Source organism: Mediterraneibacter agrestimuris, from assembly GCF_943193195.1.
GTDB lineage: Bacteria > Bacillota > Clostridia > Lachnospirales > Lachnospiraceae > Schaedlerella > Schaedlerella agrestimuris.
In genome coordinates this window covers 1-26,683 of record NZ_CALPDG010000030.1, presented here as the reverse complement: position 1 = coordinate 26,683, position 26,683 = coordinate 1, and the positions used below count along the sequence as shown (strand labels likewise).

The window sequence follows — 26,683 nt, the reverse complement described above, 5'->3', positions numbered from 1 at the left end:
TAAGAAATAAAAGTTTTTAAAGCGACTAGACACCCCTTAACAGGGGTCAAATGGCAATTAAGGCGTAACAAAAAACGCCGTCGTGAAAAATACTACAGCTATTGACAATGGCCTATTCTTCCTCATATTCTTCGCCGCTGTCATCCTCCGTCCACGACCGACAAGCCTCCCGGATCATGGCTTCATAGGCGTTCAGGCTGTTGGAGTTCATCTCAAACTGCTCTTTTACCATGCGGTTAAAATGATTGTTCTCCTGCTTAAGATGCCGGTAGTCGCTGTAGCAGAGAATTAGGAACAAAATCAACAGTGCCAGACAAATGCTCAGTATTAGCAAAATAAAGACTTCTGTCATTAATACCGCCCCCATTTCTCTATCTGCTGGGCAGTTGTCTCAGCGTAAGCCCTGAGGATCTTGTGGTAGTATTCTTTGCCGGCTGGCGCCATCTGGGAAAGGCGCCCGACCGCCAGTGCCATCGCACCGGTGTCCTCCAGTGCATTCTTGGCTAAAAGTGCCCGGCATCTGTTTTGGCTGGCTTCCAGCATGGCATTTTCCAGCATCAGTTTTGTGGATTTGGGTGCTAGCAGCCCTCCGATGCCACGTTTGGTGGGGAGAGAGTCTACCACTTCCCCAGTGAATGCTTCAGTTACAAACTCAACATTTGGTGATTTCATAGAAGGTCCTCCTTGTGATTTTTTGATGGTGCTGGCGCAGTTCAGTTGTAGTGTCCTGCGCCAGAGTTCTTAGTGTCGATAAAAGCAGCTTATGATTTTTAATCCAACATGTAGAATACGCGCGTGTGATACCCTATATTGTTCAGAAAAGCACTCATTGCCTCAGCGGCCTTTGTCTTCATTAGGCAGTCACCGGTTTCGGGAATAGAAAACAGATATCTACTGGTGCGTCTATCTTTGAAACAGTCTACGCCAGCTGTTTTAGCTGCATTTATTACTAACTTTTCACGCCATCTTGGAAGATAAATGGAAACGGAATCAAAATTAAAAGGCCCGCTGTCATCTTCGCCCATTTGCTCTTTGGCATATATTTTTGCTTGTTCTAAATCTGCCGCCAGTTTCTTATACCTTCCAATTGGCTCCGGCACATGCTGCTCTTCTTTTAAGTATTCGAAAAAATCAAAAGCACCTTCCTGCTCTTCGAGCTTCTTGGAAAAAACTTTTTCCTGCTCGGGATCATCTGTAATGATAAGGGTTTCAAACATGCCATCCAAATGAACGATAACTTCCAAACGGGCAGTCCGCCCATCGGCTAAACGAATACAGATACTTTGTAAAATCCTTTCTTCCATATAAACCTCCTTTGCTTGCCATGAATCTTGTTTAATGATATAATTTTGTAACGACAAAAGCTCTTGTGCTGGTAATAATGGTATCATTTACATTTTTTGATTGACAGGAATAACAGCGGAAGATAAACGGAAAATAAGCGAAAATACGGAAAATAAATGGAACAATAAAGAGAGCGTGCGTGGACGATGGGAAACAAGAGGGAGAATATACGGTCTAAAAAAGATGTACTGGCCATGACAGAAATTAAGAGTGCTGGCGATATATACCAGATTCTTAATTGTGTCCGTATAAATGGAAGAAAAGATGATAAAGTTGCAGAAAAACTGGTGTGCCTTTTAATAAGGCAAGAGACATGGGAACATGGGTACGGGCTGGAACTTTATGAGCTTATCCTTCGCCAATATTCCAGTGAGGAGATGCTGGATCAGCTTTTGGCAGTATCTGGGCAATCTGATGGCTACCGAAATCTTAGGACGCCCGCAGAACGACGGAAGAAATATGCGGACAACCACCCTGAGATCCAAATAGATTATGGTGCAATGGATAAAGCCGAAAAGGAAGAGTTGCATAATATCTCCGAAGATGTATATCATGATTTCGTTGACAACCACAGTCGACTGTGTTCACTATATGAAAAATGGATTTCCCAAACAGGGCTTGATCCTAAAATCTTAGAAACATCAAACATTTCGGAAAGACAGAAAAAGGCAGGGCCGCAGAAGACGCAGACGAAAATACAGACGACAGTCTCTGAGCGAAGAGAAACCAATGACGCAAAGAATGATAAAAAAGGCTCAAGGAAAAAATCGCGGATATTCGTAAACATCATAACACCAATAAAGATTTCCTATACCAAAGTGGCTGTTGAGAAACCTCAGTACGGTTTTGGTATACTTCTTTTTGTCCTCGCGTTTTTATTGTTTGTGTTCTTTATGCCATTTCTGAAAACTCCTAAAATTGAGGATATTTCTGTGATTTATCCAAAGCTGGAACTGATGGCGGGTGAGAGAAAAGATCCAGGGATAGGAGTAAGCCCTGCTGAAGCAGATAAGGATGGGTTGGGTTACACAATTGAGGATTCAAAGATTGCCGATATGACGCGGGACTGGAAAGTTGTAGGTGGTGATGGGTGGCGGGAAGGGGCCGACAACACCACAACAATCACTTTGAGCGGGGGTAATGCTGAAAAGGTGGAAATATCTATTACTTTGAATCCAGGATTTACAGACAAAGCAGATAAGGAAGTCCCTGCTGATGGCGGGGCTGGTGAACAGCAGTGATTTAGGCATACACACAGCTAATAAAATCGAAAGGCAGGAGTATACTATGAAAAAATCTCATAGAGCCGGTTTATTTTTTGTCGGCTTCATGACCATTCTTGTCATACAGTTAAACCCCATAGCGGCTTTTGCCTGGGGCGATAATTATGTCGATCCGGAAACTGGAGAAAAAGGGCGTCCAAGTTACACGATTGAAGAAATAAACAACGGGGCTATTGGTGCCACTCCACGCTCTGATGGAGAAAATTACAAAAACAGTTCAAATTACCCAGGCCAGATTATCTTCAATACAATTTCTGACAGCACAATTGGGAATGAAAAGAACTTTGTCGGTGCCCGTGAATGTGTCCAACGGGAAGATGGCAGTTGGGAAGGTGGCACCAAAGAAACAGTCTGGAAAGGAAATGACATTACAGTTGAAGATGGAAAATACTACATTATTCGTCTATATGTGCACAATAATAACCCAAATGGCGAAGATGCCGTAGCCGAAAATACCCATGTATCTTTCAGCATACCGGATGAGTATGACAAGGAAAACAGGCGTATCCAAGTTAATGGCTTTATTGACTCCTTAAATGCCGCACCTAGCGAGTACTGGGATTACGTCAACTTTAATAGCGAAGTTCCTTTCCACCTGGATTATATTTATGGTTCTGCATTGCTCGAAAACAATAGCATCGGACTTGGGGGCTTAGCTTTAAGCGATGATGTAGTAAAAACCAAGAGTGGTGGCGTTTTAATTGGCTATGACGCACTTGACGGAAGAATCCCTGGATGCTATCAATATGCTAATTATGTAACAATAAAAGTAAAGGCCGTATTTGATTATGAGTATACAGTCGGGCAAAAGGTTCGTCTCGCGGATAGCGAAGACCGCACTTGGAAAGAATCTGTCGATGCTAAAGTTGGCGACAAGGTAGAGTTCCGTATTGGTTACGAGAACACTAGCGACAAAAGCCAGACTGGCGTTGCCATCAAAGATATTCTTCCAGCAAACTTGAAGTATGTTGACGACACAGTGGTCTTAAAGAACGGTAATCACGAAAGTGGATTAACTATTACGAATGATGAAGATCTGTTCTCGAACGGTCTACGTATTGGTAATTATGGTTCGGGCGCTAACGCTTTCCTCTACTTCACGGCTGAGGTTGTCGATGAGAACTTAGGGACGGGGGTAAATACGCTCACTAACTGGTCACAAGCCGGCGTGGGGCTAAAAACAATACAAGACTATGCGACCATAGAGGTTTCAAAAGGGTTTAAGTTCTATGTCATATCAATCGTGCTTCTGTTGTTGATACTACTTTGTCTGGCAGGCCTTGTTGTGCTGTGGGTTAAAATGCGGAAACAGAAGCATCGACGGATTAGATGACGGAATTTAAGGCGGAGCCAGAGGAATTGCCATAAAGCCTCAGCCCCGCCTTTTTATTATTCTTGACTTTTTTCTATATCTGTGCTACAATAGTTAGTATAGACTAACTTATCTATGCACATTATCATTTCTATCAGTATTCCTGTACCCCTAATATTACAAGTTATTGCAAAAATTGTACATGTTTTTATAAGGTGTACAACGATGCAATAATTACACAATATTATCAAAGGGGGAAATTACCATGGAAAGACGCACTTACATATGGGAGTTTTCGGGCGATAGGGAGACGGAAACATTTGCTGTCATCGCTCATTCTGGCCGATATAACGTGCCGAGGCAGAAGCCACATTATCTGCCGGTTAAGATGCAGGTAAAGATTTGCCAGCGCGATGGGCAGAATATCGATTTAACTGAGCTGATTCATCCTTGCGATGAAATATGGTCGTACACAAATGCCGAGTTTTTGGAGAATCGCATGAAGATTTTGCGTGGGGAATGCCACAACTGGTTCCTGGCCGGGTTTGAGCCTGTGATGACTGGAGTCTTCCTGTGGTATTATAACGAAGAGCTGGGCGATGTCGGGAAGATTTATCTGCATGCTTATTCCTGGGTAGAAAAATACGGTGAGTTGTACATCGAGTTCCATGTGCCACACGCTAATGGAAAGCCCGATACTGAGTACTTATTTGGGGTAGAGTGCCGCCGGCCTGGAGATCCAACATCCAATTTCGTCCTGTTGGAAGCTTTTAGTCAGAACACGCAAAAGTGTATTTCTTTCTGTTGCGACAAATGCGCGGATGATTTGTCTGGGCATAGCCGGAACGAAATCATATATCCCAAATACGCTGATGTTACGGTGTATACTGATATTTAAGCCAAAAACCCATCTAAGTAAGATGGGTTTTTTCTAGCTTAAGACAGGAAAGCCGTGGCTGACCATAGCCCCCATAGCTCTATATCCTATTATCTCCAAAATCTCATGGTGCAGGTTTACAGTTTTTTAGTTTGTAGTAATCTGTCCGCTTATTTTCCGTTTATCTTCCGCTGTTATTCCTGTCAATCTGGAAGTGAAAATGATACAGTATTATCAACACAAGGATCCTTGTCTTTAAGGCACTAAATACACTGGCTAGCGTCACAACAAAATAAAATCATGCAAGGAGGAACAATATTATGAACCCACATGAACTCAAGATTATGATGGAAAACAGCCGAAAGTCCAGTAAAACAATTACGCCAACGATAGAAAAGGCAGATACACCATCAACACCGGGCTTAGGTATTACATCTGATGATGGCGTCTTGACTGTGCTTGACAAGAAGCATTTTGGCAGAACATTTTCCGTAGAGAGTGATGGTATTTACATGGTGAAGCTTGGGGTATTCCATGATATGAAGAGCGGCATATTGGAAGAATCTGCCCTCTCTTTCACCCTACCCATCAAAGCAGCTTGTGAGCAGAAGATTACGGCGGCATTTGACATCCCCGAAGCATCGGCAAGGGTTATGGACGCCGTCATCCTAAAGTCCGCGCAGCCTTTCCAGATTACGCTGGTTGACGGCAGCCCTGTGTTAGAACGCCATGACAACCAGTGGAGGATACCGCTGGAATACAGCTGCAGAGAGGCTGGCAATGTGATGATTCTGGAAAGAACTGGCCTGCGTGAGAAAGTGCCACGTCAATACAGAGCCTATTTTGACCTACTTAGTATCCAGATTAAAGTTATGTTTGTGAGCTAAAACAATCTACATAACCGTCAGAGTGCCACCGCAGATAAACTGTTGCGGTGGCGCTTTCTCATCTTCTCAAGTGTGCGTGGCAGAACCAATAATCCGCATTTTGCGTATCCCCCGGCATTCCAGTAACACCTGTAAAGCTACAGCCCTGCTCAGAGGAGCAGGGCTTATCAAAGATCGGCACCGCACAGGCAATCCTCAGCGGAGGGGGAAACCGTAGAAACGACTCGGATCACCCTCAGTACCAACCTCTGAAGGCGTAAACCGCCAACGATACGCAAGCGACGCAGAAATAGACGTACGCGACCACCCATAACCGTTGTTACCAACGTTGTTGATGTTGCCACCGTTTAGATTCATGTACCCGCCACGGACAAAAGCCAGAAACTCTTTTGGAATTCTGTATCAAAGCTGCACCGAAGAAGTTCACTTTATCTACCGCCCGCCTTAGCCGGCGTCACCTATCGGCCTCCTGTATTTTCCTTTGGACTCTGGGAGGGGAACTCCACGATCTTTGAGATGAGAACATCCAAAAACCGGAGCATGATCTCAATGGTTTTCTTTAGTTCCCATGGACAATTGTTTCCACATATTTATTTTAGCATAAAGAGATCGTAGTGTCCGCGCCACCAATATAGTACAGTTACCATTGGCTTTTGTCCGTAGCGGCAATGTCGGCTTGGGCGGTGGACAGATGTATGATGTTGGTTTAGTTGGGTATCTTTGGTCGCACACATCTCTATCATTCGCCCAGGCTCGTGCTTTATATTTCAACACTACCGATACTAACTCATATGGTAATGGCCGTTGGATCGGTCTCCCCCCCTCCGCCTGGGTGGTTGAGAACAAAAGGAAAGAAAAGGCGGAACATCTGCCAATTTTCCATATTGAGGCCAAAGCATCTTCATACTGGTATAATAATCATAATGAAAAGATACGAATTCACTGACAAACAGATTGCTGAGCTTGAATCAGCCCACCAAGCGGTACAGGATCCCCAGCAGGCCTTCCGTCTGGGGATCCTGTACCTCCGTGCGCACGGAGGTACATACGGGGATATCTGCGAACAGACCGGGATTTCCATATCGGCAGCGGAAGGGATTGTCCGCAGATACAGGGCGGGCGGCATAGAGGCCGTGCTGGCCATGCGCGCTGGGAAACGCCAGTTCACGCCGGAGCAGGTTTCCGAAGTAAAATCTGCTTATGACGCAGCTGCGGATAAGTGGACGCGCCGCCATCTGGAAGCAGTTTATCTTTATGTCCAGGGGAAAACCTACGCGGAAATCAGCGACTCAACTGGATTCGGGCAGACAACGGTAATACGGTTGCTGCAGGAATACCGGGAAAACGGGCTGGAGGCCATGGTGGAAAGGCTTGCCAAGGCTTCCAGGCGAAAAACGGACGACCAGCCTGTCTTTACCCCAGAACAGGCTGCCGAATTGGACAATGCCCGTAAGACAGCCACGAACCCAAAGACCATCCGCCGTTTGGAGGCATTATTGCAGCTGGCCGAAGGCAGGACTTTTGAAGATGCAGCAGCGACAACGGGTTATAGCACAAGCAATATTTACTGGCTGAAACGGGAATACCTGAAAAGCGGGACGGCGTCTATATTCCGCATGGAGCGTCGAAAAAAGCAGCCATTCATTGCGCACAGGCATAAGTTCACGCCGGAGCAGAAGGCCGAAATTGAAGCCGCACGAAAAACTGCAGCCGACAAGCAGACCGCGGTACGGCTGAAGATGCTATGGCTGCGGGCAAATGGGAAAAGTATGCCAGAAATCAGCACCGCAACGGGCTACAGCATAAACACTATCGTCTGCGTCATACGCCAGTACCAGGAGGGCGGCCTAGATGCCATTGCCCCGAAAACTGGCTCAAATGCCGGACAGCGGAAATATATCCTACGAGGAGGAAGCGGCAGTGCTGGACCGGCTCCGGCTTAAAATAGAAAATGGGGGCGCCATTAAACTCACAGACGCCAAAGCCGTATTCGAGGAGGCAGCCGGTCATGCCGTCTGTGACAAGCTCGTATACCGGGCGCTTCAGGAACATGGCTGGGAATGGCACGGAAGCTGGAAACCGCCGGAATCCAGCATACCAAAAAGAGTCCTGGAGGGTTCTTAAGAAGCCTGCACCTGTGTTACAACGCTGCTTGGCGGCTTCTTATGGCTTTCATTACAGCGGATTTCCTAGCAATTTAAGCAGCCGCATATACGATGCCTCCCCTTACGGAGGCTCCAAGACCTTCTGCACAAAAAGAAGCCCCCGTCTCAGCGAATGCTTCGCCCTCGTGGACTTCAATAATCTAATTTTATCCCAACAGTCTATTTATGTCAATAACTTTGCGCTTGCGATTCACGAATAGAATACGCTGGATACCGTGCCGTCTCTTCAAACGTTCTAAAAGGAAACTTTGGATGCTCCTGTCTTGTATGTTCTTAATTCGGAAAGAGTCTAAGACAATGTTTGGCGACTGATGGTTGACAGCTTTCCTTAGATTACGCTCAATACAATTTATCGTTTTGCCTTCGGGAGCTTTGATTTCAAAAATTGTGTCATTGACATAACAATCTGCCATCCCTATATTCCCATTGCTGGGGATAAAGCGGACATTATACCCAGCATCAGCAAGGGCTTCTGCGGTAGCATATTCGTGCGGTTTTGGCTTGGCGCCAGCCTCTCGGGTAACTATGCCCTTCATGGCAACAGATGGTCTTGGATTTTTCCTCATATAGTTTTATATTATACCATAAGTTGCTACCGATCGCCGGAAAATGGGTAAATTATACAATATGGTTGCTTTTTGCCAGAAAATAGCGAAAAGCGTAAATGTACCATTGGCTTTTGTCCGTAACGGGTATGTCAGACAACGGCTGTCGTTATGGCGGTTTCCCCCTCCGCTGAGGGCTGCCCGTGCGGTGCCGATCTTTGCCAATTACTTGCAAAACATATGTTCCAAAAACAGTCTCGACGAGACATAAGCCTTATGGTAATATAGATGTATACATATGGATACTAATAAAGACAACGCATCTCTGGGTCAGAATACGAATCCTGACCCAACTACATCCCTTGAGGATGTAGTCCCTACCGTTTCTCCTACTGCTGGCAATGCAATCTTCTCATCTTCTGACCTTCCTACCGCAACACCAGCAAATGCACCCTTGCCAACTGACCCCCTGCATCCGATACAGACTGTGGGGACGGGGAGAGGGGATGTGGTGGTGGATAATAGAATCCATAACGCCAAGAAGCCACTAATAATAGGCCTAATCGTAAGCGCAGTGGCTTTGTTTGTGTTATTACTAATGTTGCCACTATTACTTAGGAACGATAACCAAGAAATCTTAGCCCTGTTTCGGCAAAATCTCGATTCGACGGAACAAATTGAGTCCTTCTTCCAAAACGTATATTTTCGCGAAACAACAACAAATGACATTATGAACCCCGAGACGCGGGAGATGCTTAATCAAAACATCAATCAATTCACCAACTTCCAGGAAAAACTTGCCAAAATTGATACTGACAAACTAGACGCAGAGGTGCGCGATGACGTCAAGAAAGTACAGGATGCACTTGCGAAGCAGGCTGGAGCTTTTAAACAATCCGTAGACTTATATAATATACTGTATACTGTTTATGAAACCGAAAACACGGATTCTCTCAAAGATTATCTAACAAGCGAGAATTACACCATAGCGACAATAGCCGAGCGGTTTGATGAGTTTGTACAAGAGAAGAAAGATTTACAGGCTGAAATGGATGCGAATAGCTGTGTTTTAGACGGAAACAATATTGCTGCGGAATGTACGGAGATTGCCGCAGAATATAAAGACGTCGTAGAATCAATGAGCCAAAGTTTTTCCGTGCCGCAGGCAATTTTCTTTGCTTACGATGAGAATGACGAGATTACCTACGATGAGGAAAATGCCGTAGTTGATGCGATGCGGCGAGTAATTGAGAAGTTGAAGAAGTGATGAAGACTGGCTGGAAAAAATTCGTAATTTGGGCAGCGGTAATTTCCACACTACTAGGCACAGTAGTTGGTTCGCAAGTGATGGCAATAAAGACATCGGAAGCCTTGGAACAGATGAAAGAGGCCGGGAAGATTCAGCTAGTGGCGAATGTGTTTAGCAAATGCGTAACTAAGTCTATCGACATGGGACTGACAAATATCCTATATGATTATGCCGAAGTCGGCGTCGGCGATATTTTTATGAATACAAACTGGACGAACACAGAAATCCCGACTGGGGCATGGTTAGAGAATCAGGTGCAAGGCAAGGTTAATAATGGGACGATATATTGTGATGATAATGACTCAAAGATTTTTGATGTGTTTGCTAATACATTTGGAGTTAGCCAAGAGGAAGTTCTGTGTAATGGTGAGAAACCCGGCATCGTTAAGCTCCAAACTCAAGATAGCGATGGTAAATGGAAAGATGTTACCAACTATTGCGTATCTGGACTAGGCAATAGCGATTATCAGTTTGTTTGGAATACTGAAAAAGAGGCCCTAAAACATCTGAAAAAACTCTACAATAATAAGAAAAATAAGAATCAATACTTGGTAGGTTGGGATGATCGAGGCACGTTTGATGACGATTTGACCAATTATTTCTTGTATTTCAATGACTTCACAACTGCTTGTAGCACAGGTGAGCCATTTAGTGGCGACGAAAGTCTTATGAATAAAACTAAGTACTACGGTCCGGTCAAAGTGCCAAACCCCAGCAACGGTAAAATGGAGGAGCGGTATTATCCGAAAGGTGGAGCCAGCAAATACGGAGATTGGGAGTGTAGCTGGGTCAGTAAGAAAGCTGGCGCACATACATGTGATGGAGCTATCAAGCGTATTAATGAGACAGCTCCAGCCGTCAAGAAGGCTCTAGATAAAACTGAAAAAGACAAAGACGAGAATGGTAACGATGCTACGCCTGATGATATCGTTGGTGATATTACGGACGATGCCAATAACAATGGCGGTAGCACCGAGCAGGCCTCACTTTGTTCCACTGCTGCTTCGTCTTTGGGTTGGATAATTTGCCCGGTAATTCAGGGAGTTGGGGCGGCAACAGACTGGATGTATGATTACATTGAGAATAATTATCTACAAACTGATGCAGACTTCGCGGCAACATACGAGAAAGATGAAAGTGGTAAGGATAAGGAAGATGATAGCGGTAACAAAATCCATACCGGAACTTATATGGCATGGACGAGCTTTCGAGATATAGCCAATATCGTCTTCGTGATTGCAATCGTCGTCATCATATTGTCGCAAATCACCGGCTTTGGTGTCAGTAACTATGGGATTAAGAAGATGCTACCAAGTTTGATTCTGGTGGCGGTACTTGTCAATTTGTCCTTTTTCTTGTGCCAGGTTGCAGTAGACTTATCGAATATAGTGGGGTATGGCGTTAAGCAAGTCTTTGTTGGGCTCGGAGGGCCCAAATCGGAATTTGGAGAGGGCAGTCTAGGCGATATTATCGGCAGCGTGGATGGCGGAAGCGGTGTATTAGCCGGCTTGTTAGGAACGGGCGGCGTTGTGGCTTTGGTGGCAACTGCACCGAAGTGGATTTGGCCATTCTTGGTACTACTATTAGGAGCGGCAATTAGTGTCATGTTTTTCTTCCTATTACTCGGAATACGACAGGCGGGCATTATTGTGCTTATTGCTCTGTCACCGGTAGCTATTATTTGTTACGCTTTGCCAAATACGAAAAACATTTTCAGCCGCTGGTGGAAGATATTTTCGGCGCTACTGCTAGTTTATCCAATTTGCGGTGCGTTGATGGGTGGTGGCCAATTTGCGTCGAAGCTATTGTTGGCGAATGTGAGCGAAAGCACTGGTTTCTTTTACATACTTATTGCCATGCTAATTCAGACCGTACCATTCTTCTTTGTTCCGAGTATCCTGAAAAGCTCAATGGCAGCAATGGGTAACCTCGGCATGAAGTTATCGAGCCTTGGACGCAGCCTGAGCCGAGGAACGACTGGTCTTGTGCGGAAATCTGATGGATATAAATACAGGGTAGCAAGAACGCAAGCGCGAAGCGCAAAACGAGCGCTGAGCCGCCAAGAGTGGAGAGACAAACATGGGTTAAGCGTACGTGGTCGTGCGAGTAAATGGGCTGGCCGAGGAGGAGTCAGAGGTTTTATCGGCGATAGTGCAGAAGAATCGCGTAATCGCAGCCAGGAACGCAGAATTAACGCTGTTGCAGCACAACGGCGAGCAGAACAGAATGCTGCATTTGTTGCACAACAAGGTTTGACAGATGCTGAACGTCGTGAGCGCGACACTGCAATGAAAAATTATGAAGCGGGTTACCGTGGGGATGATGCTTTCATGACCAGTTTCGCTGCGCAGAGTAGCGCTTATGAAGACGCTATTGCTGCGGTTGATCGCAATCCAAACGATATGAATGCTATCGCTCAATTACGTGCTCTTCAGAATGTGCTTGGCACCTCCGCTGACGGACAAGACATTATTCAAAATGTACTACATCGCCGTCTCGCTGCTGACCAAGCGAGTGGAGTAACTACGGTTTCTGCCGGTCTGAAAGCTGCGGGTCAAACCTTGATTAGTGACCATGGTGGGTTCAAGAGTGGCAATCGTGGATTAAACAAATTAGCAGCAGATTTGGGGGATGGTAAAGCCCTGGATAGTAATAGAGGCAGATATTTGGCTACTGCCCTCAAAGACTCGAACGGCAATTTACTAAAGGACAAAGCTGGCAACCAAATCTACGAAAACAACCATTATGGCGCGGCAGGAGCTAAAGGTGCTGCTACTGAACTTGCAGGAGCAAATGATAGTACGTTGAACGCTATGCTTAGTAGTATACAAAACGGGAATATGAGCGCTGGAGATATGGAAGCGGCCTATCGCAACGCCAGTGAAGCAATTACTAACGACAATATTTCCGTAAAGCCAGAAAACGAAGGTTTGCTAAATCAGATTCGTCAAGCTGCTTACGACAAACTGCAGGGGCAGCAGGTTGGCGGCTATACTGACAGTACAGGGCGAGAGTTTGCTCATGCAGGTGGCAATAACTACCAATATACCGACAGCAGTGGGAATGTCCACAATTATACCCGTAGTGGTAGCGGGGATTTGACTGAGGTTGGTGGCAGTGATGTAGTGAATAATAGCGACCTGACGTCGATGAGCCAAAATTATTATGATGACCAAGGACGAAAATTTGTTAGTAACGGTAGCGGAACTTATACTTACGATGATGGGACTACGAAACATACATACACAAGGAATAGCACGACCGGTGATTTCACCGAAGTTGGTACTGGTAGTGAAGTGATTACTGGTAACCGTATGAAAACGGCGGCAGATAACTTTGGATTTAACTATGGTGATGGATACCGTAATTTACATGCTGGCGATACATTCAAAGTCGGGCATAATGCTCCAGCCACTCCAACTAAAGTCAATTTACCAGCTGGTTGGACGCTGACAAACTCCGGCTGGGTCGATATAACTACCGGCAGGCCACTTAGTCCAATGGATGCTCGACGTGCAGACTCAATTGTCGATCATAATAATAAGATTGACAATAATAGTTAGAAATTGCCCGGTCCTCCATAGAGAACCGGGCATAGCATTGTTTAGGTAGGCGAAGCAGCTGTGCTTCGACTCTACCAAGAATCAAGAATAAGACAGCTGAGGGGAACTTGCTTAACTCAATAAGCGCTGCATCTCATCATTGAGATGACTTTTACTTTCGCGGTCGAGACTGAAGTCCTGTCTACGGCATTTTTCTACTGCTTTTGCAGTCTTTCGCTGTACTGCCCATTGTCGCCCTTTTTCCAATACTGACGCAACTTCCGCCCGCGCTGTCTTTTCATCAATTACGCCGTCTAATAGGTCAATAGCCGTGATCTGCATCGCTTCCCACAACGAAACCTTATTGTCGTCCCCATATTCTTCATCGTCGGTGTAGCCTGCAATGTATGGAATTTCGTCATTGGCTAGTGCTTTCTGATACCTTTGCTCACAATCGTGGCAAAAATGTTCTGCACTCCAGAATTGTGGCGTTCCATCATCTCGGACACCAGAACCACAAATTACGCAGGACTCAGGATCCAATCTGCCATTGTATGGCCCTCTGCCTCTCTTCTGATTCCGTCTGCGAGGGTCTTTCTCAATTTTCTCAACTGTTTCCTTGGCCAAAACGCGACCGTATTTTTTTATGCACTGTTTTTCCTCAGCCACAGTTTTTATCGACCAGAAATGCCAAATTACTATCCCCACAATAAATATCGCAATTGCTACTGTCATATATAGTACAAACGGAATATTGCTGAATGTATTCAGATACATAATAAACCACACCACTTCAAGTACAATTACTGCCGTTATCATAAATCTCATCTTCCTTTCTGGGTCGACTGGCAGTTACCTCCAGTCCAATAGAAAACACTCTGTAGATGCTCTATAACCCGGTCTGTAATATTCATGTTGCATGTCGAGTTGACCTTGAGTGATTTCTTCAATATTAACTAATACATCGCTATTTGACACTAAGGGAATACGGGTTGGTTCACCCCCATTAGTGGGAATTGTATAGAGTTCAACCAAACCATCATCGCGTGTTGGCGTCGAAAGAAAGGCAATAGTAGCACCATCCGGACTGAGCACCCCACTCCAATTACAGCGGTCAGACTCTGGAATATACTCCGTTATTTCTCCTGTCTCAGCATTTAAGAATACACTCTTGAGAACGTATTCAATATGCGTTCTGTAATTAATGAGAGATAGGAAGTCTGCTATGCAATTATTCTCGTCAATCCAATCCGTGGGATATATCTCGTCATTAACCATTGATGGTAATTTCTGACTACGAGAAATTAGACTGCAATTATCCCCGTTCACTTCTAAGATTTGGTCTTTGGTAGTATCACTCAACGGTATCTGGAAGTATTTCTCCCCCTCACAGAAGATAAACATGTTGTTCTCAAAGCCTATTACGTCATGCTTAATCGGGTCAGGGTTTGAAAAATCTGTTTCATGTGCCAGACCAACCGCTTCACTAACATCGAAAAACTCGCCATTGGCATCTATCCATCCTGCATGTTGTTCCTGAGAACGATTCCAAAATACTCGCACGGCAATCATTTTCGTATAATCATCAGAAAACCAATTAGTGAGATTGCCATATGCAAATGCGGTGAGTGCGGACGGGTGTAAATACCGAACATCCGAGTCTTCCAGGCTCGACGAATCTAATATTTCAGTATTAGCAAGAATCTGCTGGGAAAAATTGACAATAATTCTTTGCTCTCCAGTGCTCGGATTGATTGTTATAAGCTGGGTCTCCAACTCCCAACCGTTCTGTTGCCGTACCATCACAATTATCCCTTTCGCTTCTGCTGGGGTATCGGAGTCGTCTTCTATTTCGTCAGGTTCCTCCATCCCGTCCTCCGGTTCAACATTTTCCGTATTAAATTGTGACTCTTCTTCGGAATTCTTAGTTTCGTCATAACTTTCATTTGCCATGCTATTTGGATCGCTTCCACTGCCACATCCGCTGATTAGCAAACAAGCGAGCATGAACAATGCTACTGCAATTCTTTTCCGCATATTACCACCTCCATTCTTTGCGGCATCGGTCTACAAGTTGCATAAATCTTCTGGTAGCATATAATGCCCCAGATTGAGCCAATTTTCCTCATTGCTTCTTATCCTCCTTTTTGTCAATGTACTTGTCCCCAGGTGGGTAGTCTTCCGATTGTACTATGATTCGTCAATCTGCGCAATTATAAGCGGTTTTACAAGGGAGGAATTATACAGATTAACCAATTCTCACTCTTTTGGTATGTTCACGACTACATCCGCATGATTTTGTATAGTTATTTCTCCTACGCCAGCTTGTCCCCAGTTTGCTAAAGTATTTGTTCCTACCTCTAAGTCTTCGTCCACGACATCAGCGGTAAAGTAGATAAGGGCGTTGGCACCCGAGCCATAATTACCGATACGTATGCCATTCTCTACGAGTGCATCGTTAAGAATATAAGCACCGTCTGGGTGGTTAGAGTTTTTTAAGACGGTTGAGCCATCAACGTAGCTCAAATTATTAGTAAACAAGACATCTCTAATAGCGACGCCATCTTGTTGTTTGTCACTGGTATTCCTATACTCAATTCGGAACTCTACCTTATCCCCAACCTTAGCACTCACTGATTTATACCAGGTTCTATCCTCATCATCCGCCAGACGAACATGGGTTTCTGTCACGAAGCCAACATCAGAATCCTCATCAGATGATTTAGCATCTTCAGGTACGACCTTGTCGAGATCGTTATAGTAATTGTTGATAACTTGGTTGTTAATAACTTGAGTGTTATTACCATCGCCTTGAACTCGAATGTCTCCCGCTTCATTGGTGTCGATTCTTTGGAGTTCAGCCTCCTTGATATAATCAGATTCAACGTTTACAGTTTCATTATTTTTCGCATAGTGAAAATGTATGGCTACCGATACAATGGTGACAGCGGCTAAAGTACCAGCAATAGAAAGCCCAATTTTCTTTTTGTTTTTCACGATAATTACCTCCTCGCATGTAATAGAATCACGGTTTTAGACTTATTGACAGCAAAAAATTGCGGCTTATGAACCGCTAAAATATAAGATGTAACACTTTATAGAGAGTGTTGTATCTTGTACGCTCCACAAGCCGCTGATAAGCTATAAAAATGCCGTTTATTATGATATTGTGTACCAATTTTCTTCATTTTAGCAAACTCGCCCTTGAATACAGGCTGATTTGATGTTAAAATTGTATCAATATCTATAAAGTGTTACATCAGCCTCCTTATGCGTGGCGATACGCTATAAGCCGTATCTTACACGACAAGGGGGCTTTATTTATTATGGCGGCAACAGAACCGATTAGAAGCAAAGATGAGTTAAAGAAACTGGCAGATTATTTTTTGAAGAAAGGGCAATTGCGCAATTATACGCTTGTATTAATGGGAACATACACGGTACTGAGAATCAGCGATTTGCTTCGTCTGAAGTGGTCGGATGTATATGATGAAGAAAAACAGACATTCCGTACCCATATTACTGTAATAGAGAAGAAAACGAAGAAAGATCGTACAATCGCCCTGAACCCACAGGTGCTTGGTGCGCTGAAGCAGTGTTATCTCCACCGCCGGGGAGAGTATATCTTTGCCAACAACCGTAAAGAGCCGAAAGCCATCAGTCGGGTACAAGCGTGGCGGATTATTCATGCAGCGGTCGTGGAGCTGGGGATTATTGGCAAGATTGCCTGTCATTCTCTGCGGAAGACTTGGGGCTATCACGCCGTAAAGAGCGGCGATGTATCGCTGGCGGTGATTGTAGACATCTATAACCATAGCAGCTATGAGATTACAAAGCGTTACCTTGGAATTACGCAGGATGAGCGGGACGAGGCGTATTTGGGGATGGAGTTGTTTTAGTGATAGATACGGTACGAGATATTACTTATCATAAAGGGCGCAGGCAGTTAGCTTCTACGCTCTGTTTTGTGATAGATAAAAATATGTGGGCTGCTGTCATTTTTCTCTTCCTCCATTAGGCACTACCTGGGTAGAGGCAGCGGAGGGAGAAACCGTACCAACGGTAGCCGCTACTTGATGGATTGACGTCCGTAGTATACATGCCCAAGCTGTGTGCGGTGGTAGACGAGTTGGCGGTACGCGACCAGTAGTGTCCGTTCTGGCCTAAGTTCCATATCTTACCATCACCAACGAGTACCGCATGGCTACGGACAAAGCCAGTGGTGATAAGACTATGTTGGTGGGGCGATAGTGCCGCTTGACATATTAGTTATGGTAAAATGAGAACGTGGGTATAATATCCATGGGAACTAACGTCAGTCCTTGAGGTCAAGCTCCGACTGATGGCTGTTCTCTAAAAATCAAAGATCGTGAAGTCACCCTCTTTAGTTCGGGTAGAAGAAATTATAAGAGGATAGTAATATTGGTATTAGTTAAGGCTAATACCAAGTAAAGTGAACTTCTTTTTTCGTCACACAATGATTGTTCTTGGCTTTTGTCCGTAGCGGGTATGTCAATCTGAACAACGGCCGCGTCAACAATACTGGCAACGAGGGCGATGTCTGGTCGCGTACCGCCAACTCGTCTACCAACGCCCGCAACTTGAACTTCAATACTACTAACGTCAATCCGTCCAATAACAACAATCGTTACAACGGTTTCTCCCTCCGCTGATTTAGGTTGCCCGGTTCGGTGCCGATCTTTGAGAAAGACTCGCTTGCGATGTCGGGGCTGTGGTTTTTCTAGGAGTGTTGCTGGAATGGCAAAAGATACGCAGATTGCGGATTCCCGCTATTGTCACGCACACTTAGAATTGTGAGAAAATATGCGAATTTCTAATCGTGTATAAACGTGTAAAATCACTTCCGAAATTCATTATAACCATAAGCTCATCGGGTGCATCGTGTAAAATCACTCCGTAAAACCTACTCATCAGCCAACCGGGGCTTCTGCCGAAATCCCCCTTTGCTCACCATCACCAACCAGCAAATAAGGCGTCTACCCCTATAAATCGGGGCAAACGCCTTATTTATTTTGTATCAAACGTGACGTGCAAACATGATCTTTTCTGCCGCATCCATTCCGTTTATGACCGGCATCTCGATATCCATAAAAATGGCATCATACTCTGGTTTATAATCTTTCAGGATCTCTGTGCCGTCACGGAATACGGATATCTTAAATTCTACGCCATTTTCCTGTTGATACTGCCTTAGGTACTTCTGTAACTGCATGGAAAATTCCAGTTCATCTTCTACAATTGCAATGTGGTACATAACTGCTCCTTTACATACATCAAATGCAGACTCGAAGTCTTTGATGTTTTGTTTCTATATTTTTCATTGGTGTCTGGCATTCCTCATCACATTATATTTCCGAAATTGCTTACCCATCCAGTCAGTCTGTCACCGCTTTCCATTCTCTCATCCTACGGATGTTCTTCCCCCGTCTCGTAACACCATCTGGCAATATCGGCAATCAAATCTGACGGAACTGGGCTGCTGTATGGAAACTGTATCGTCCCCTTGCTTGTCCTATATCCCGTCAGCCGTTCAGAAAACTCCCGGACAGCCTCTGGTCCTGGATACAGGCTGGCATGGTTTTTAAAACCAGCGAACTGGATAATATTATGTTTTTTCCAAAAGGCCGGCATACTCCATGAAATCCGCTCTTCTACATCCGGCAGCACTTCATGCACCGCATTCCTTATAGCCCTCAAATGCTGCTGTGCCGCTTCTGGCTGTGCCAGAATATAATCTTCTACCGTTTCCGGCGCTTTCCCGCAGTAATGGCTCTGATTCTGCTTTTTAAAAGTCCTCCCACATTCCGGACATGTCCACATCTTCCCGATCTCCTTTCTTTCCCTGTTACCCTTACACTGTTACCCGGCTGCTTTCCAATCCAAATTCTTTCCTGATATCACAGGAAAAAATAACATAAGCACCGCCTGCCGCATAAAGCAGGGATTCATATTTATATACTTTGTGATTCACTGCCGCACCTCGTCAAGTATGTTTTCATCCAGTATAGCATGGAATTCACCGGTCGAAAAGGACAACATATCTGCTTCGTCCGCATATATAAAAGAAAACTACCTTTCAACGCTATTCAGAAAAGTAACTCAGAAAGCACTTCTCCTTGCCTGTTCTGAAAGGAAATGTTAAGATAAATAAAGTACATCCAACTATTTATGATCAGTAACTATTCAGCCTTTCGGCTTCATAGTCACTGAATCCGCCCTATTTTAAGTTCACCTGCGGTGAAAGGGCGGATTCTATTTCCCATCACGCATTTTTACGGAGTTTGCAGCAAGTGCAAACTCCTATGCTGAACTGTTACTATGATTATTTATTTTGATTATCATATTGAAAACCCAATCACAAGAAACGGAGGAATCTCATGAAGAAAAATGTAATTGCCGGACAGTCCGGCGGACCTACTGCTGCCATCAATGCGAGCCTGTATGGAGTTGTATATGAAGCATTGAACCGAGAAGAAACTCTCGGTACTGTTTATGGAATGATAAACGGAATTGAGGGCTTTTTAAATGATCAGCTGATGGACATGAAGCCATTAGAGTTATCCGGTGAATTAGAACTGATCAAGACTACTCCCGGCTCTTATCTCGGCTCCTGCCGCTACAAGCTGCCGGAAGATCTGAACGACAAGGTCTATCCGAAGCTGTTTGAAAAGTTTGCATTTTATAATATCGGTTATTTTTTCTACATCGGCGGAAATGATTCCATGGATACAGTCAGCAAGCTTTCCCGCTACGCAGAGCAGATCAACAGCGATATCCGTTTTATCGGAATCCCGAAAACAATCGACAACGACCTTGTTCTGACAGACCACACCCCGGGCTTCGGCAGCGCCGCCAAATACGTGGCTTCCACAATTCGTGAAATTACGATTGATGCTTCTGTTTACGACAATAAGAAATCGGTTACCATCATAGAAATCATGGGACGTCATGCGGGATGGCTGACGGCTTCCAGTGTTCTTGCCAGAAAGTTTAAAGAGGATAATCCTGTACTGGTTTATCTGCCAGAGGTTGCTTTCAATCAAGAAGTATTTATCGAAAAAGTCAAAAATGCACTGGAAACGACTCCTAATCTGATTGTCTGTATTTCCGAAGGAATCAACGATGGCAACGGCACCTTTATCTGTGAACTTGCAAGTGATGTAGGTGTAGACAGCTTCGGACATAAAATGCTTACCGGTTCCGGCAAATATTTAGAAAATCTGGTAAAAGACCGTCTCGGCGTCAAGGTCCGTTCCATTGAATTAAATGTCTGTCAGCGCTGTTCTTCTTCCATGCTTTCCAGAATGGATTATAAGGAAGCCATTGCTTCCGGCGCTTACGGTGTAAAGTGTGCGCTTGAAGGCGAGACAGGTAAAATGATCGCTTTCCGGAGGGTTGCCGGTGACTTTGCCTCTGATAAACAAAGCACTGTCCGTTCGGGTCCGGCAGCCAACTATCAGATTGACTATGTTACGGAGGATGTGAACCTGATCTGCAATCAGGAGAAAACTGTACCTCTTGAGTGGATCACAAACGATGGTTCTGATATTGGAGAGGAGTTTATCGAGTATGCACTGCCTTTGATTCAGGGAGTTGTAAGTATTCCCAGTGAGAATGGTCTTCCCAAATTCGCATACCGCCGATAAACCTTGCAAAAGCATATCTCTTATCCACAGCAGAAATAGAGTAGAAAAAGCTTTTATTTTATCTTTCATCTCCATATTTTAATGTTTTATAAACTGTTACTGTAATTTCAATCATTTGAATAATTAAAAATACTGCAAGGAAAATATTTGGCACAAAGCTTGTTCCCCAGTAGTGCAGAAGATCTATCTCAGAAACAAAGTTTACCTCAAACTGCTGAGATACATCTTCTGCAAAATCAGGATTGAAAAATGGCAGTCCTTTTAAAAGGATTGCATTTAAAACCATCTGAGACACCCCTGTGATGATACTGCTGATCATTACAGTTTTGCAGTAATATCCGTTTATGAGACGGATAATTTCATCTATCAGCCCAATCAGCACACTTGCCAAAAATACCGGCAGGATTATGTCCCAATTATCTAGATTGAATATGGATATTGTTCTCACAAACTCATCATCCTCAAAGATATATACTCCAAAAAGCTGCGGTCCAAACATCAAAAGTCCTGCCATAAGAATGATAAATACGATACTGACTACACTATCTGCACGGCTGATCCTCGCACGTTTATCCGGTATCGGAGACAACTGTGCCGGATGCCAGCTAATCTCTTTTTCAAAACTGATTTTCCGGCTGCCCTTCTCTTCTGCCTTTAAATTGTCTACACTCCACTTCTTTTTTTCACGCAATTCCACCTTGATTTTCTGCCGTTCTAACACCGCAAAGATAAATGTAATCACGCCAAATACCATAATTCCTGAGGTAATCATGTTCCCAAGAATTTTTGAAAATATCTCCGCCAGAAATTCACCCGCTATAAGACCGTGCAGCAGCTCCGAGATTACTGCGCTCGCCGCCGCTGCCGCCAGTACGATTTTCAACAGCCACATATAATCAGAATAGTACGCCGGTCCAATTAATACATTTGTCTCATCCCGGTACTGCTTTGCAAACTCCGAAGGATCTCCAAGCAAAGTCAGTACTGCCTCTATTGCTTCGCCGGACTCAGTCATATCACTGATCAATTCCTGAAGCTCCAATGCCGTTTCTTTCCTCTGTTCTTTCGGAATTCTTCTGACAACCTCATATATATACCGTTCCATCATCTCTCTGTCTTGCATGCTCCTATTCCCCTTTCAACATCTCTTCCATGCTTTCTGTCATTGTTCTCCACTGAGATCTCAATTCAAGGTAAATCTCATCTCCATATGCAGTTCTGCTATAATATTTTCTGGGCTTCGACTCCCCTACATCCCATTCACTCGCCAAAAGCCCCTGCTTTTCCAGCCGCCGAAGCAAAGGATACAACGTATTCGGATCGATCGGCATCCCCTGTTCTTCCAGATTCTGTACCAGTGCATACCCATACTTTTTCTCATTCAACTGACTCAGGACACTTAAGATAAGCGTTCCTCTTCGCAGTTCTTGTATCAAACTCTGCTTTAAATCCCTTTCATCTCCCATATCTTTACCTCTTGTTATTTATCCTGTTATAAATACTATACTGTATATCGCACACTATTGTCAATATTAAAATATATTTCATCTTTTTTTTACGTTACTATTCACAGCCACTTCACACACATGCGCAAAAACAGACAGGACACCTTCCTTTTTACTGGAACATATCCTGTCTCATTTTTCTTTCATTTATTTTTATTATTTTGTATGATCATAACTAATAACTTATTCCACAGTTACCTTACCATCTTCCCCAATGGCGATCATCATTCCATCTTTCACATATTCCAGAAATTCTTCTCCAAGACAATCTATAACCGGCATTTTCACATCATCCAGCCAGACATCCGCCAGGATCGCGCCGGCTGCTGCCAGAGAATCAATCTGATTGGCAAACAGCATACATGCCGGCTGCCGCTTCATGGCACAGGCACAGTACAGCACCATACCCCCGGTCGTAGAGCCAATCGTCTGCGGAAGACAAAGTGCGTATCCCGCCAGCGGTTTCCCATATAAATCTGGATTGTTCTGGTCATTACACTTTGCAGTTTTGTCTCCGAACTGCAATGATTTCTGCAAAGACGCCAGCGTATTAAAACCGCCGTGAGTTACGACTGCTTCTGCCCTTGCTGTTCCCGGAGTTACCACTCGTCCCTGAAATTCTCTCATGCTGACCGGCCTCCCCTCGTAATCAATGTCAATATCTCACTATCCGTGAAATACCGCGCCGTCGTATAAGTACGCAGCTTGTTGGAAGATGTCACCACAGGCATATTTGCACAAAGCGGATTGTTCATATACATTAATGGACAAATATATGACGTGATAACCCCTGTTTCCCGCAGCCTGTCTGCATATGATGTCTTTTCAAATTCCCTTAATACTGCCGGAGCCGCCGTAAATACTGTCGGAATCACAACCTTACTGTTACCGTACTTTTTGAGCCTCGCTTCTATGTTATCTGTCCATTTCTTTAACTGTTCCAGACTCATATGCGGACAACCCACGAAGCACAGCTTCGGCTTTGCATTCGGGTGCTTCCAGACAATTGGATACCCGGCTTTCACCCTCTCCAGCTCTGCATCATCTATTACATACGTCTTTGCGTCTTCTGCAAGAAGCGCTTCTTTTTGCTCCTTTGCCTCAGGCGTCAGATTCTCCACATGATAGAGTCCGACTGCGCCGTTGGAAGCAGTTGCGGCGCCAAAGTCTTTCAGATATGTACATGCCGCATCGTCAAGCTCTGTGCCGAGCCATTTGTCCAGCCCCACAATATACGGCACGTCTTCCATTACTTTCATGCCAATGGCAGACCCAAGTAACTGTGCCTCCGGTTTCTTTGACGTTTCCACTTTGACGATCCATGTTGCCTTACGGCCTTCATCGGTCAGCAGACCAAAATACGGTACACAGCCGACAATTGCGCCCATCAAATCCATAATTCCTGAATTACGGTTACACCGCGCGCCCAGCACGGAATTGGCATACACAACCGCCGAGGACTCTGACCAGCTCAGAATATCACCCTTCTCTGGTTTATTTCCCACCTCGTCCATGTAACATGTACAGGTAAACGCGTCCTTTTCCATGAGTCCCAGCTTCTGAAGCTGTCCTTCATAGTAATCTTGTTTATTGTACATAAACTTGTCAAATACCAGATTCTGCAGTAAATTTGCCGGAACATTTTTATCTACCGGGCGGGGATCCGCCGAAAACTGCTGGGAAGAAAGCGCGCCTGCCTGAATCAGTTTTTCCATCAGATCATAGACCGGAGCAATTACCCCCAGTCCAAATGAGGTAACCAGATGGTTGTACTTAGATGTCACCGGAATCATCGTTTCTGCTCCGAAAGCTTCTCCGTACATTACAAGCGTTTTCATGACCTTCGCCATGGTTTCACCCTTTTCGCCATCCAGAATAGCCTGCTGCTGTTCTGTCAGTTTCATCACTTATCACTCCCTCTATAATCTCATTGCTACGTCCCATGCGTTCCAGATAACGGTACGCAGGTTGCCTACTGCAAGTGCATCACCGATAATATGTACGTTCTTGCTCTTCTCTGCAATCGGAGCCGGTTTATATCCTACAGACATAATTACACTGTCTGCGTCGATCTTAAAGCTCTTTCCTGTCTTATCTACAGCAATAACGCCATCTTTTAATACTTCTCCCAATATTGTCTCCAAGTACACCGGAACTTTGTTTGTAGTAAAGAAATCACGCAGATAGCTTGCATTTGCAAGACAAACACCCTTTACTGCGATCAAGTCATTCTTCATTTCCACAATGGTCGGTTTCTTCCCTTGTAGATACAACTCATATGCGATCTCACATCCGGTCAGTCCACCGCCCACAATCGTTACATTCTCTCCGACCTCTTTTTCACCAAGCAGGAATTCAACTGCATCCATTGCATACTCCACACCTTTTACCGGAAGCGTACGTGCCTCAGAGCCTGTTGCAACAATCACTTCATCTGCCTGCAAAGCTTCTACATTCTTTACTTCTGTATTCAGCTTAATCTCTATTGGATATTTCTGAATTTCTCTTTCATACCATACAAGCAGATCCCGGTCTTTTTCCTTATAAGACGGAGCTGCCGCCGCAATGAAAATTCCTCCTAAGTGATCGCTCTTCTCATACAATGTTACACTGTGCCCGCGCTTCGCACAAACAATTGCAGCTTCCATACCGCCGATTCCGCCGCCGATCACAACAATCTTCTTTGGTGTCTTCGCCGGAACAATCTTATATTTATTTGTCTGCATCGTCACCGGATTCAATGCACAGCGGGCCATATGCCGTATATCGTCCATTGGCTGTCCATTGGCAATACCCTTGTAATGTGTCATTGTAAAGCATCCGTTATGACAGCAGATACACGGACGGATATCTTCCAGACGATCCTCGATCAGTTTCGTAATCCACTCGCTATCCGCAAGGAACTGACGGGCAATTCCCACAGCGTCAATTCTGCCGTCAGCTACTGCCTGCGCTCCCACATCCGGCTCCATACGTCCTGCACAGACAACCGGAATATCTACAAACTTCTTAATATGTGCTACATCCTCTAAGTTACAGTTCTGCGGCATGTACTGCGGCGGATGAGCCCAATACCATGCGTCATAAGTACCGTTGTCTGCATTCAGCATGTCATAACCTGCATCCTGTAAATATTTTGCAGCCTTTTCACTTTCTTCCATATCACGGCCAATCTCAATATAATCCTCTCCCGGCATTGCACCTACGCAGAAATCTTTTGTCTTGGATACAACAGAATAACGAAGGGAAACCGGATAGTCGCTTCCGCATGCTGACTTGATCTTCTTTACGATCGCCGTTGCAAAACGGTAACGGTTCTCAAAAGAGCCGCCAAACTGATCCTTTCTCTTATTCGTATATTTTAACGTAAACTGATCCAGCAGGTATCCCTCATGGACCGCATGGACCTCCACGCCATCCACGCCCGCTTCCTTACAAAGCGCTGCGGTCTTTGCAAACCCGTCAATAATCTCATGAATCTCCTTCAAAGTCATTTCCCGGCAGGTTACCTTATCCGACCAGCGGGACGGCAGTACGCTTGGACTTGCAGACTGATACTGTACATCAATAATCGGCTTTGCCAGTGCATGTAGTACAGGATTGTTGTGAACAGCCACCAGAGAATCTGTGATTGCCCATGAACGTCCCATTCCTGCGGTAATCTGCACGAACAATTTGGCGCCTGTCTTATGAATCTCATCCATAAAGACCTTCAATTCCTTGAACATCTTCTTGTTCTGCCAGAGCCATCTCCCGCCCATAGGATCTTTGACCGGAGCAATTCCGGGAATGATCAATCCCACATTGTTCCTTGCCCTTTCCAGGAAGAAGTTCGCTGCCTCTTTGTCAAAATGATTCGGCTCCATCCAGCCAAACAGGGACGTTCCGCCCATAGGACAAAGGACAATACGATTTTTGATCTCGACATTTCCGATTTTCCATGGGGTAAATAAAGCTTCATACTTTGGATCCATAGTTCCCATACAAATCTCTCCTTTCGATTCCGGTCAGTATCCTTAAAATCATGCATTTGAAACAATCTTCTAAACTGTTTTATCATATGAATGGTATATATAAAAAATACTGGCAACTCATTACAATCATTGTAACAATTAACCAGTATATAAGCAAGCTATTATTCTTTTTTGTTTCCACTGTAATTTCTTTCACGTTACTGTTCACACGGCATCTTGCACTGCGCTGCAAGGTGTCCGACCAGTGAAGTGATGACAGCGATATATCCAGCC

24 protein-coding genes are annotated in these 26,683 nt (G+C 44.6%); 10 read left to right on the top strand and 14 right to left on the bottom strand.

Annotated features, from left to right (window positions below; translation table 11 throughout):
- Positions 1-112: 112 nt before the first annotated feature.
- The 3 genes from NFS18_RS13380 to NFS18_RS13370 form a co-directional block, all read right to left on the bottom strand.
- Positions 113-367: a hypothetical protein gene (locus NFS18_RS13380; protein ID WP_251390946.1), complete on the bottom strand. Its 255-nt coding sequence runs from the start codon at positions 365-367 to the stop codon at positions 113-115.
- A complete protein-coding gene (locus NFS18_RS13375; RefSeq protein WP_251390944.1) occupies positions 352-672 on the bottom strand; it encodes a hypothetical protein in 321 nt (106 codons plus the stop codon). The genes NFS18_RS13380 and NFS18_RS13375 overlap by 16 nt, the downstream gene beginning before the upstream one ends.
- Before the next feature lie 98 nt (positions 673-770).
- Entirely contained in the window at positions 771-1,304 is a 534-nt protein-coding gene (locus tag NFS18_RS13370; protein WP_251390942.1) for a hypothetical protein, read from the bottom strand.
- A 186-nt stretch (positions 1,305-1,490) separates the two neighbouring features.
- Here NFS18_RS13370 and NFS18_RS13365 point away from each other — a divergent pair, with 186 nt between their 5' ends.
- The 6 genes from NFS18_RS13365 (at position 1,491) to NFS18_RS13340 (ending at position 7,827) form a co-directional block, all read left to right on the top strand.
- On the top strand, positions 1,491-2,585 hold the full coding sequence (locus NFS18_RS13365; protein WP_251390940.1) for a hypothetical protein: 1,095 nt from the start codon (positions 1,491-1,493) through the stop codon (positions 2,583-2,585).
- A complete protein-coding gene (locus NFS18_RS13360; RefSeq protein ID WP_251390938.1) occupies positions 2,560-3,960 on the top strand; it encodes a DUF11 domain-containing protein in 1,401 nt (466 codons plus the stop codon). The genes NFS18_RS13365 and NFS18_RS13360 overlap by 26 nt, the downstream gene beginning before the upstream one ends.
- 244 nt (positions 3,961-4,204) lie before the next feature.
- Complete coding sequence (locus NFS18_RS13355) at positions 4,205-4,837, top strand: hypothetical protein (RefSeq protein WP_251390936.1); 633 nt, start codon at positions 4,205-4,207, stop codon at positions 4,835-4,837.
- Between the two features lie 299 nt (positions 4,838-5,136).
- Positions 5,137-5,703, top strand: coding sequence for a hypothetical protein (locus NFS18_RS13350; RefSeq protein WP_251390934.1), 567 nt, complete (start codon positions 5,137-5,139; stop codon positions 5,701-5,703).
- Positions 5,704-6,626: 923 nt separating this feature from the next.
- Positions 6,627-7,646, top strand: coding sequence for a helix-turn-helix domain-containing protein (locus NFS18_RS13345; RefSeq protein ID WP_251390932.1), 1,020 nt, complete (start codon positions 6,627-6,629; stop codon positions 7,644-7,646).
- The gene (locus NFS18_RS13340; protein WP_251390930.1) at positions 7,624-7,827 is read left to right on the top strand and encodes a hypothetical protein; all 204 of its coding nucleotides are present in this window, start codon (positions 7,624-7,626) and stop codon (positions 7,825-7,827) included. Before NFS18_RS13345 ends, NFS18_RS13340 begins: the two co-directional genes overlap by 23 nt.
- Positions 7,828-8,014: 187 nt before the next feature.
- Here NFS18_RS13340 and NFS18_RS19965 read toward each other — a convergent pair whose 3' ends face one another.
- Positions 8,015-8,281, bottom strand: coding sequence for a CdiA C-terminal domain-containing protein (locus NFS18_RS19965; protein ID WP_408631559.1), 267 nt, complete (start codon positions 8,279-8,281; stop codon positions 8,015-8,017).
- Between the two features lie 430 nt (positions 8,282-8,711).
- Between NFS18_RS19965 and NFS18_RS13335 the strand changes: the two genes are divergently transcribed.
- Together NFS18_RS13335 and NFS18_RS13330 are read left to right on the top strand one after the other, a co-directional pair.
- Positions 8,712-9,680, top strand: a complete 969-nt coding sequence (locus tag NFS18_RS13335; protein WP_251390928.1) for a hypothetical protein — start codon at positions 8,712-8,714, stop codon at positions 9,678-9,680.
- Positions 9,677-13,285, top strand: a complete 3,609-nt coding sequence (locus tag NFS18_RS13330; RefSeq protein ID WP_251390926.1) for a type IV secretion system protein — start codon at positions 9,677-9,679, stop codon at positions 13,283-13,285. Before NFS18_RS13335 ends, NFS18_RS13330 begins: the two co-directional genes overlap by 4 nt.
- 111 nt (positions 13,286-13,396) lie before the next feature.
- Here NFS18_RS13330 and NFS18_RS13325 read toward each other — a convergent pair whose 3' ends face one another.
- The 3 genes from NFS18_RS13325 to NFS18_RS13315 form a co-directional block, all read right to left on the bottom strand.
- The gene (locus NFS18_RS13325) at positions 13,397-14,083 is read right to left on the bottom strand and encodes a hypothetical protein (protein WP_251390925.1); all 687 of its coding nucleotides are present in this window, start codon (positions 14,081-14,083) and stop codon (positions 13,397-13,399) included.
- 33 nt (positions 14,084-14,116) lie between these two features.
- Positions 14,117-15,301 (bottom strand): TolB family protein, encoded by a 1,185-nt coding sequence (locus NFS18_RS13320; protein ID WP_251390923.1) that lies wholly within the window; start codon positions 15,299-15,301, stop codon positions 14,117-14,119.
- Between the two features lie 222 nt (positions 15,302-15,523).
- The gene (locus tag NFS18_RS13315; RefSeq protein WP_251390921.1) at positions 15,524-16,261 is read right to left on the bottom strand and encodes a hypothetical protein; all 738 of its coding nucleotides are present in this window, start codon (positions 16,259-16,261) and stop codon (positions 15,524-15,526) included.
- Between the two features lie 329 nt (positions 16,262-16,590).
- On the opposite strand from NFS18_RS13315, the gene NFS18_RS13310 reads away from it, so the two are divergent.
- Positions 16,591-17,163, top strand: a complete 573-nt coding sequence (locus NFS18_RS13310) for a tyrosine-type recombinase/integrase (protein ID WP_251390920.1) — start codon at positions 16,591-16,593, stop codon at positions 17,161-17,163.
- Positions 17,164-18,302: 1,139 nt separating this feature from the next.
- On the opposite strand, the gene NFS18_RS13305 is transcribed toward NFS18_RS13310, so the two are convergent.
- Positions 18,303-18,539 (bottom strand): response regulator, encoded by a 237-nt coding sequence (locus NFS18_RS13305; RefSeq protein WP_251390919.1) that lies wholly within the window; start codon positions 18,537-18,539, stop codon positions 18,303-18,305.
- A gap of 152 nt (positions 18,540-18,691) precedes the next feature.
- On the bottom strand, positions 18,692-19,105 hold the full coding sequence (locus tag NFS18_RS13300) for an iron chaperone (RefSeq protein WP_251390918.1): 414 nt from the start codon (positions 19,103-19,105) through the stop codon (positions 18,692-18,694).
- A gap of 557 nt (positions 19,106-19,662) precedes the next feature.
- Between NFS18_RS13300 and NFS18_RS13295 the strand changes: the two genes are divergently transcribed.
- Positions 19,663-20,931, top strand: a complete 1,269-nt coding sequence (locus NFS18_RS13295; RefSeq protein WP_251390916.1) for a 6-phosphofructokinase — start codon at positions 19,663-19,665, stop codon at positions 20,929-20,931.
- 58 nt (positions 20,932-20,989) lie between these two features.
- On the opposite strand, the gene NFS18_RS13290 is transcribed toward NFS18_RS13295, so the two are convergent.
- The 5 genes from NFS18_RS13290 to NFS18_RS13270 form a co-directional block, all read right to left on the bottom strand.
- Positions 20,990-22,054, bottom strand: coding sequence for an HAAS signaling domain-containing protein (locus NFS18_RS13290; protein ID WP_251390914.1), 1,065 nt, complete (start codon positions 22,052-22,054; stop codon positions 20,990-20,992).
- A gap of 4 nt (positions 22,055-22,058) precedes the next feature.
- On the bottom strand, positions 22,059-22,397 hold the full coding sequence (locus NFS18_RS13285) for a PadR family transcriptional regulator (protein WP_251390913.1): 339 nt from the start codon (positions 22,395-22,397) through the stop codon (positions 22,059-22,061).
- Between the two features lie 222 nt (positions 22,398-22,619).
- Positions 22,620-23,063, bottom strand: a complete 444-nt coding sequence (locus NFS18_RS13280) for an aconitase X swivel domain-containing protein (protein WP_251390910.1) — start codon at positions 23,061-23,063, stop codon at positions 22,620-22,622.
- Entirely contained in the window at positions 23,060-24,340 is a 1,281-nt protein-coding gene (locus NFS18_RS13275; RefSeq protein WP_251390908.1) for an aconitase X, read from the bottom strand. The genes NFS18_RS13280 and NFS18_RS13275 overlap by 4 nt, the downstream gene beginning before the upstream one ends.
- Before the next feature lie 15 nt (positions 24,341-24,355).
- Complete coding sequence (locus NFS18_RS13270) at positions 24,356-26,410, bottom strand: oxidoreductase (RefSeq protein WP_251390998.1); 2,055 nt, start codon at positions 26,408-26,410, stop codon at positions 24,356-24,358.
- Positions 26,411-26,683: the final 273 nt, after the last annotated feature.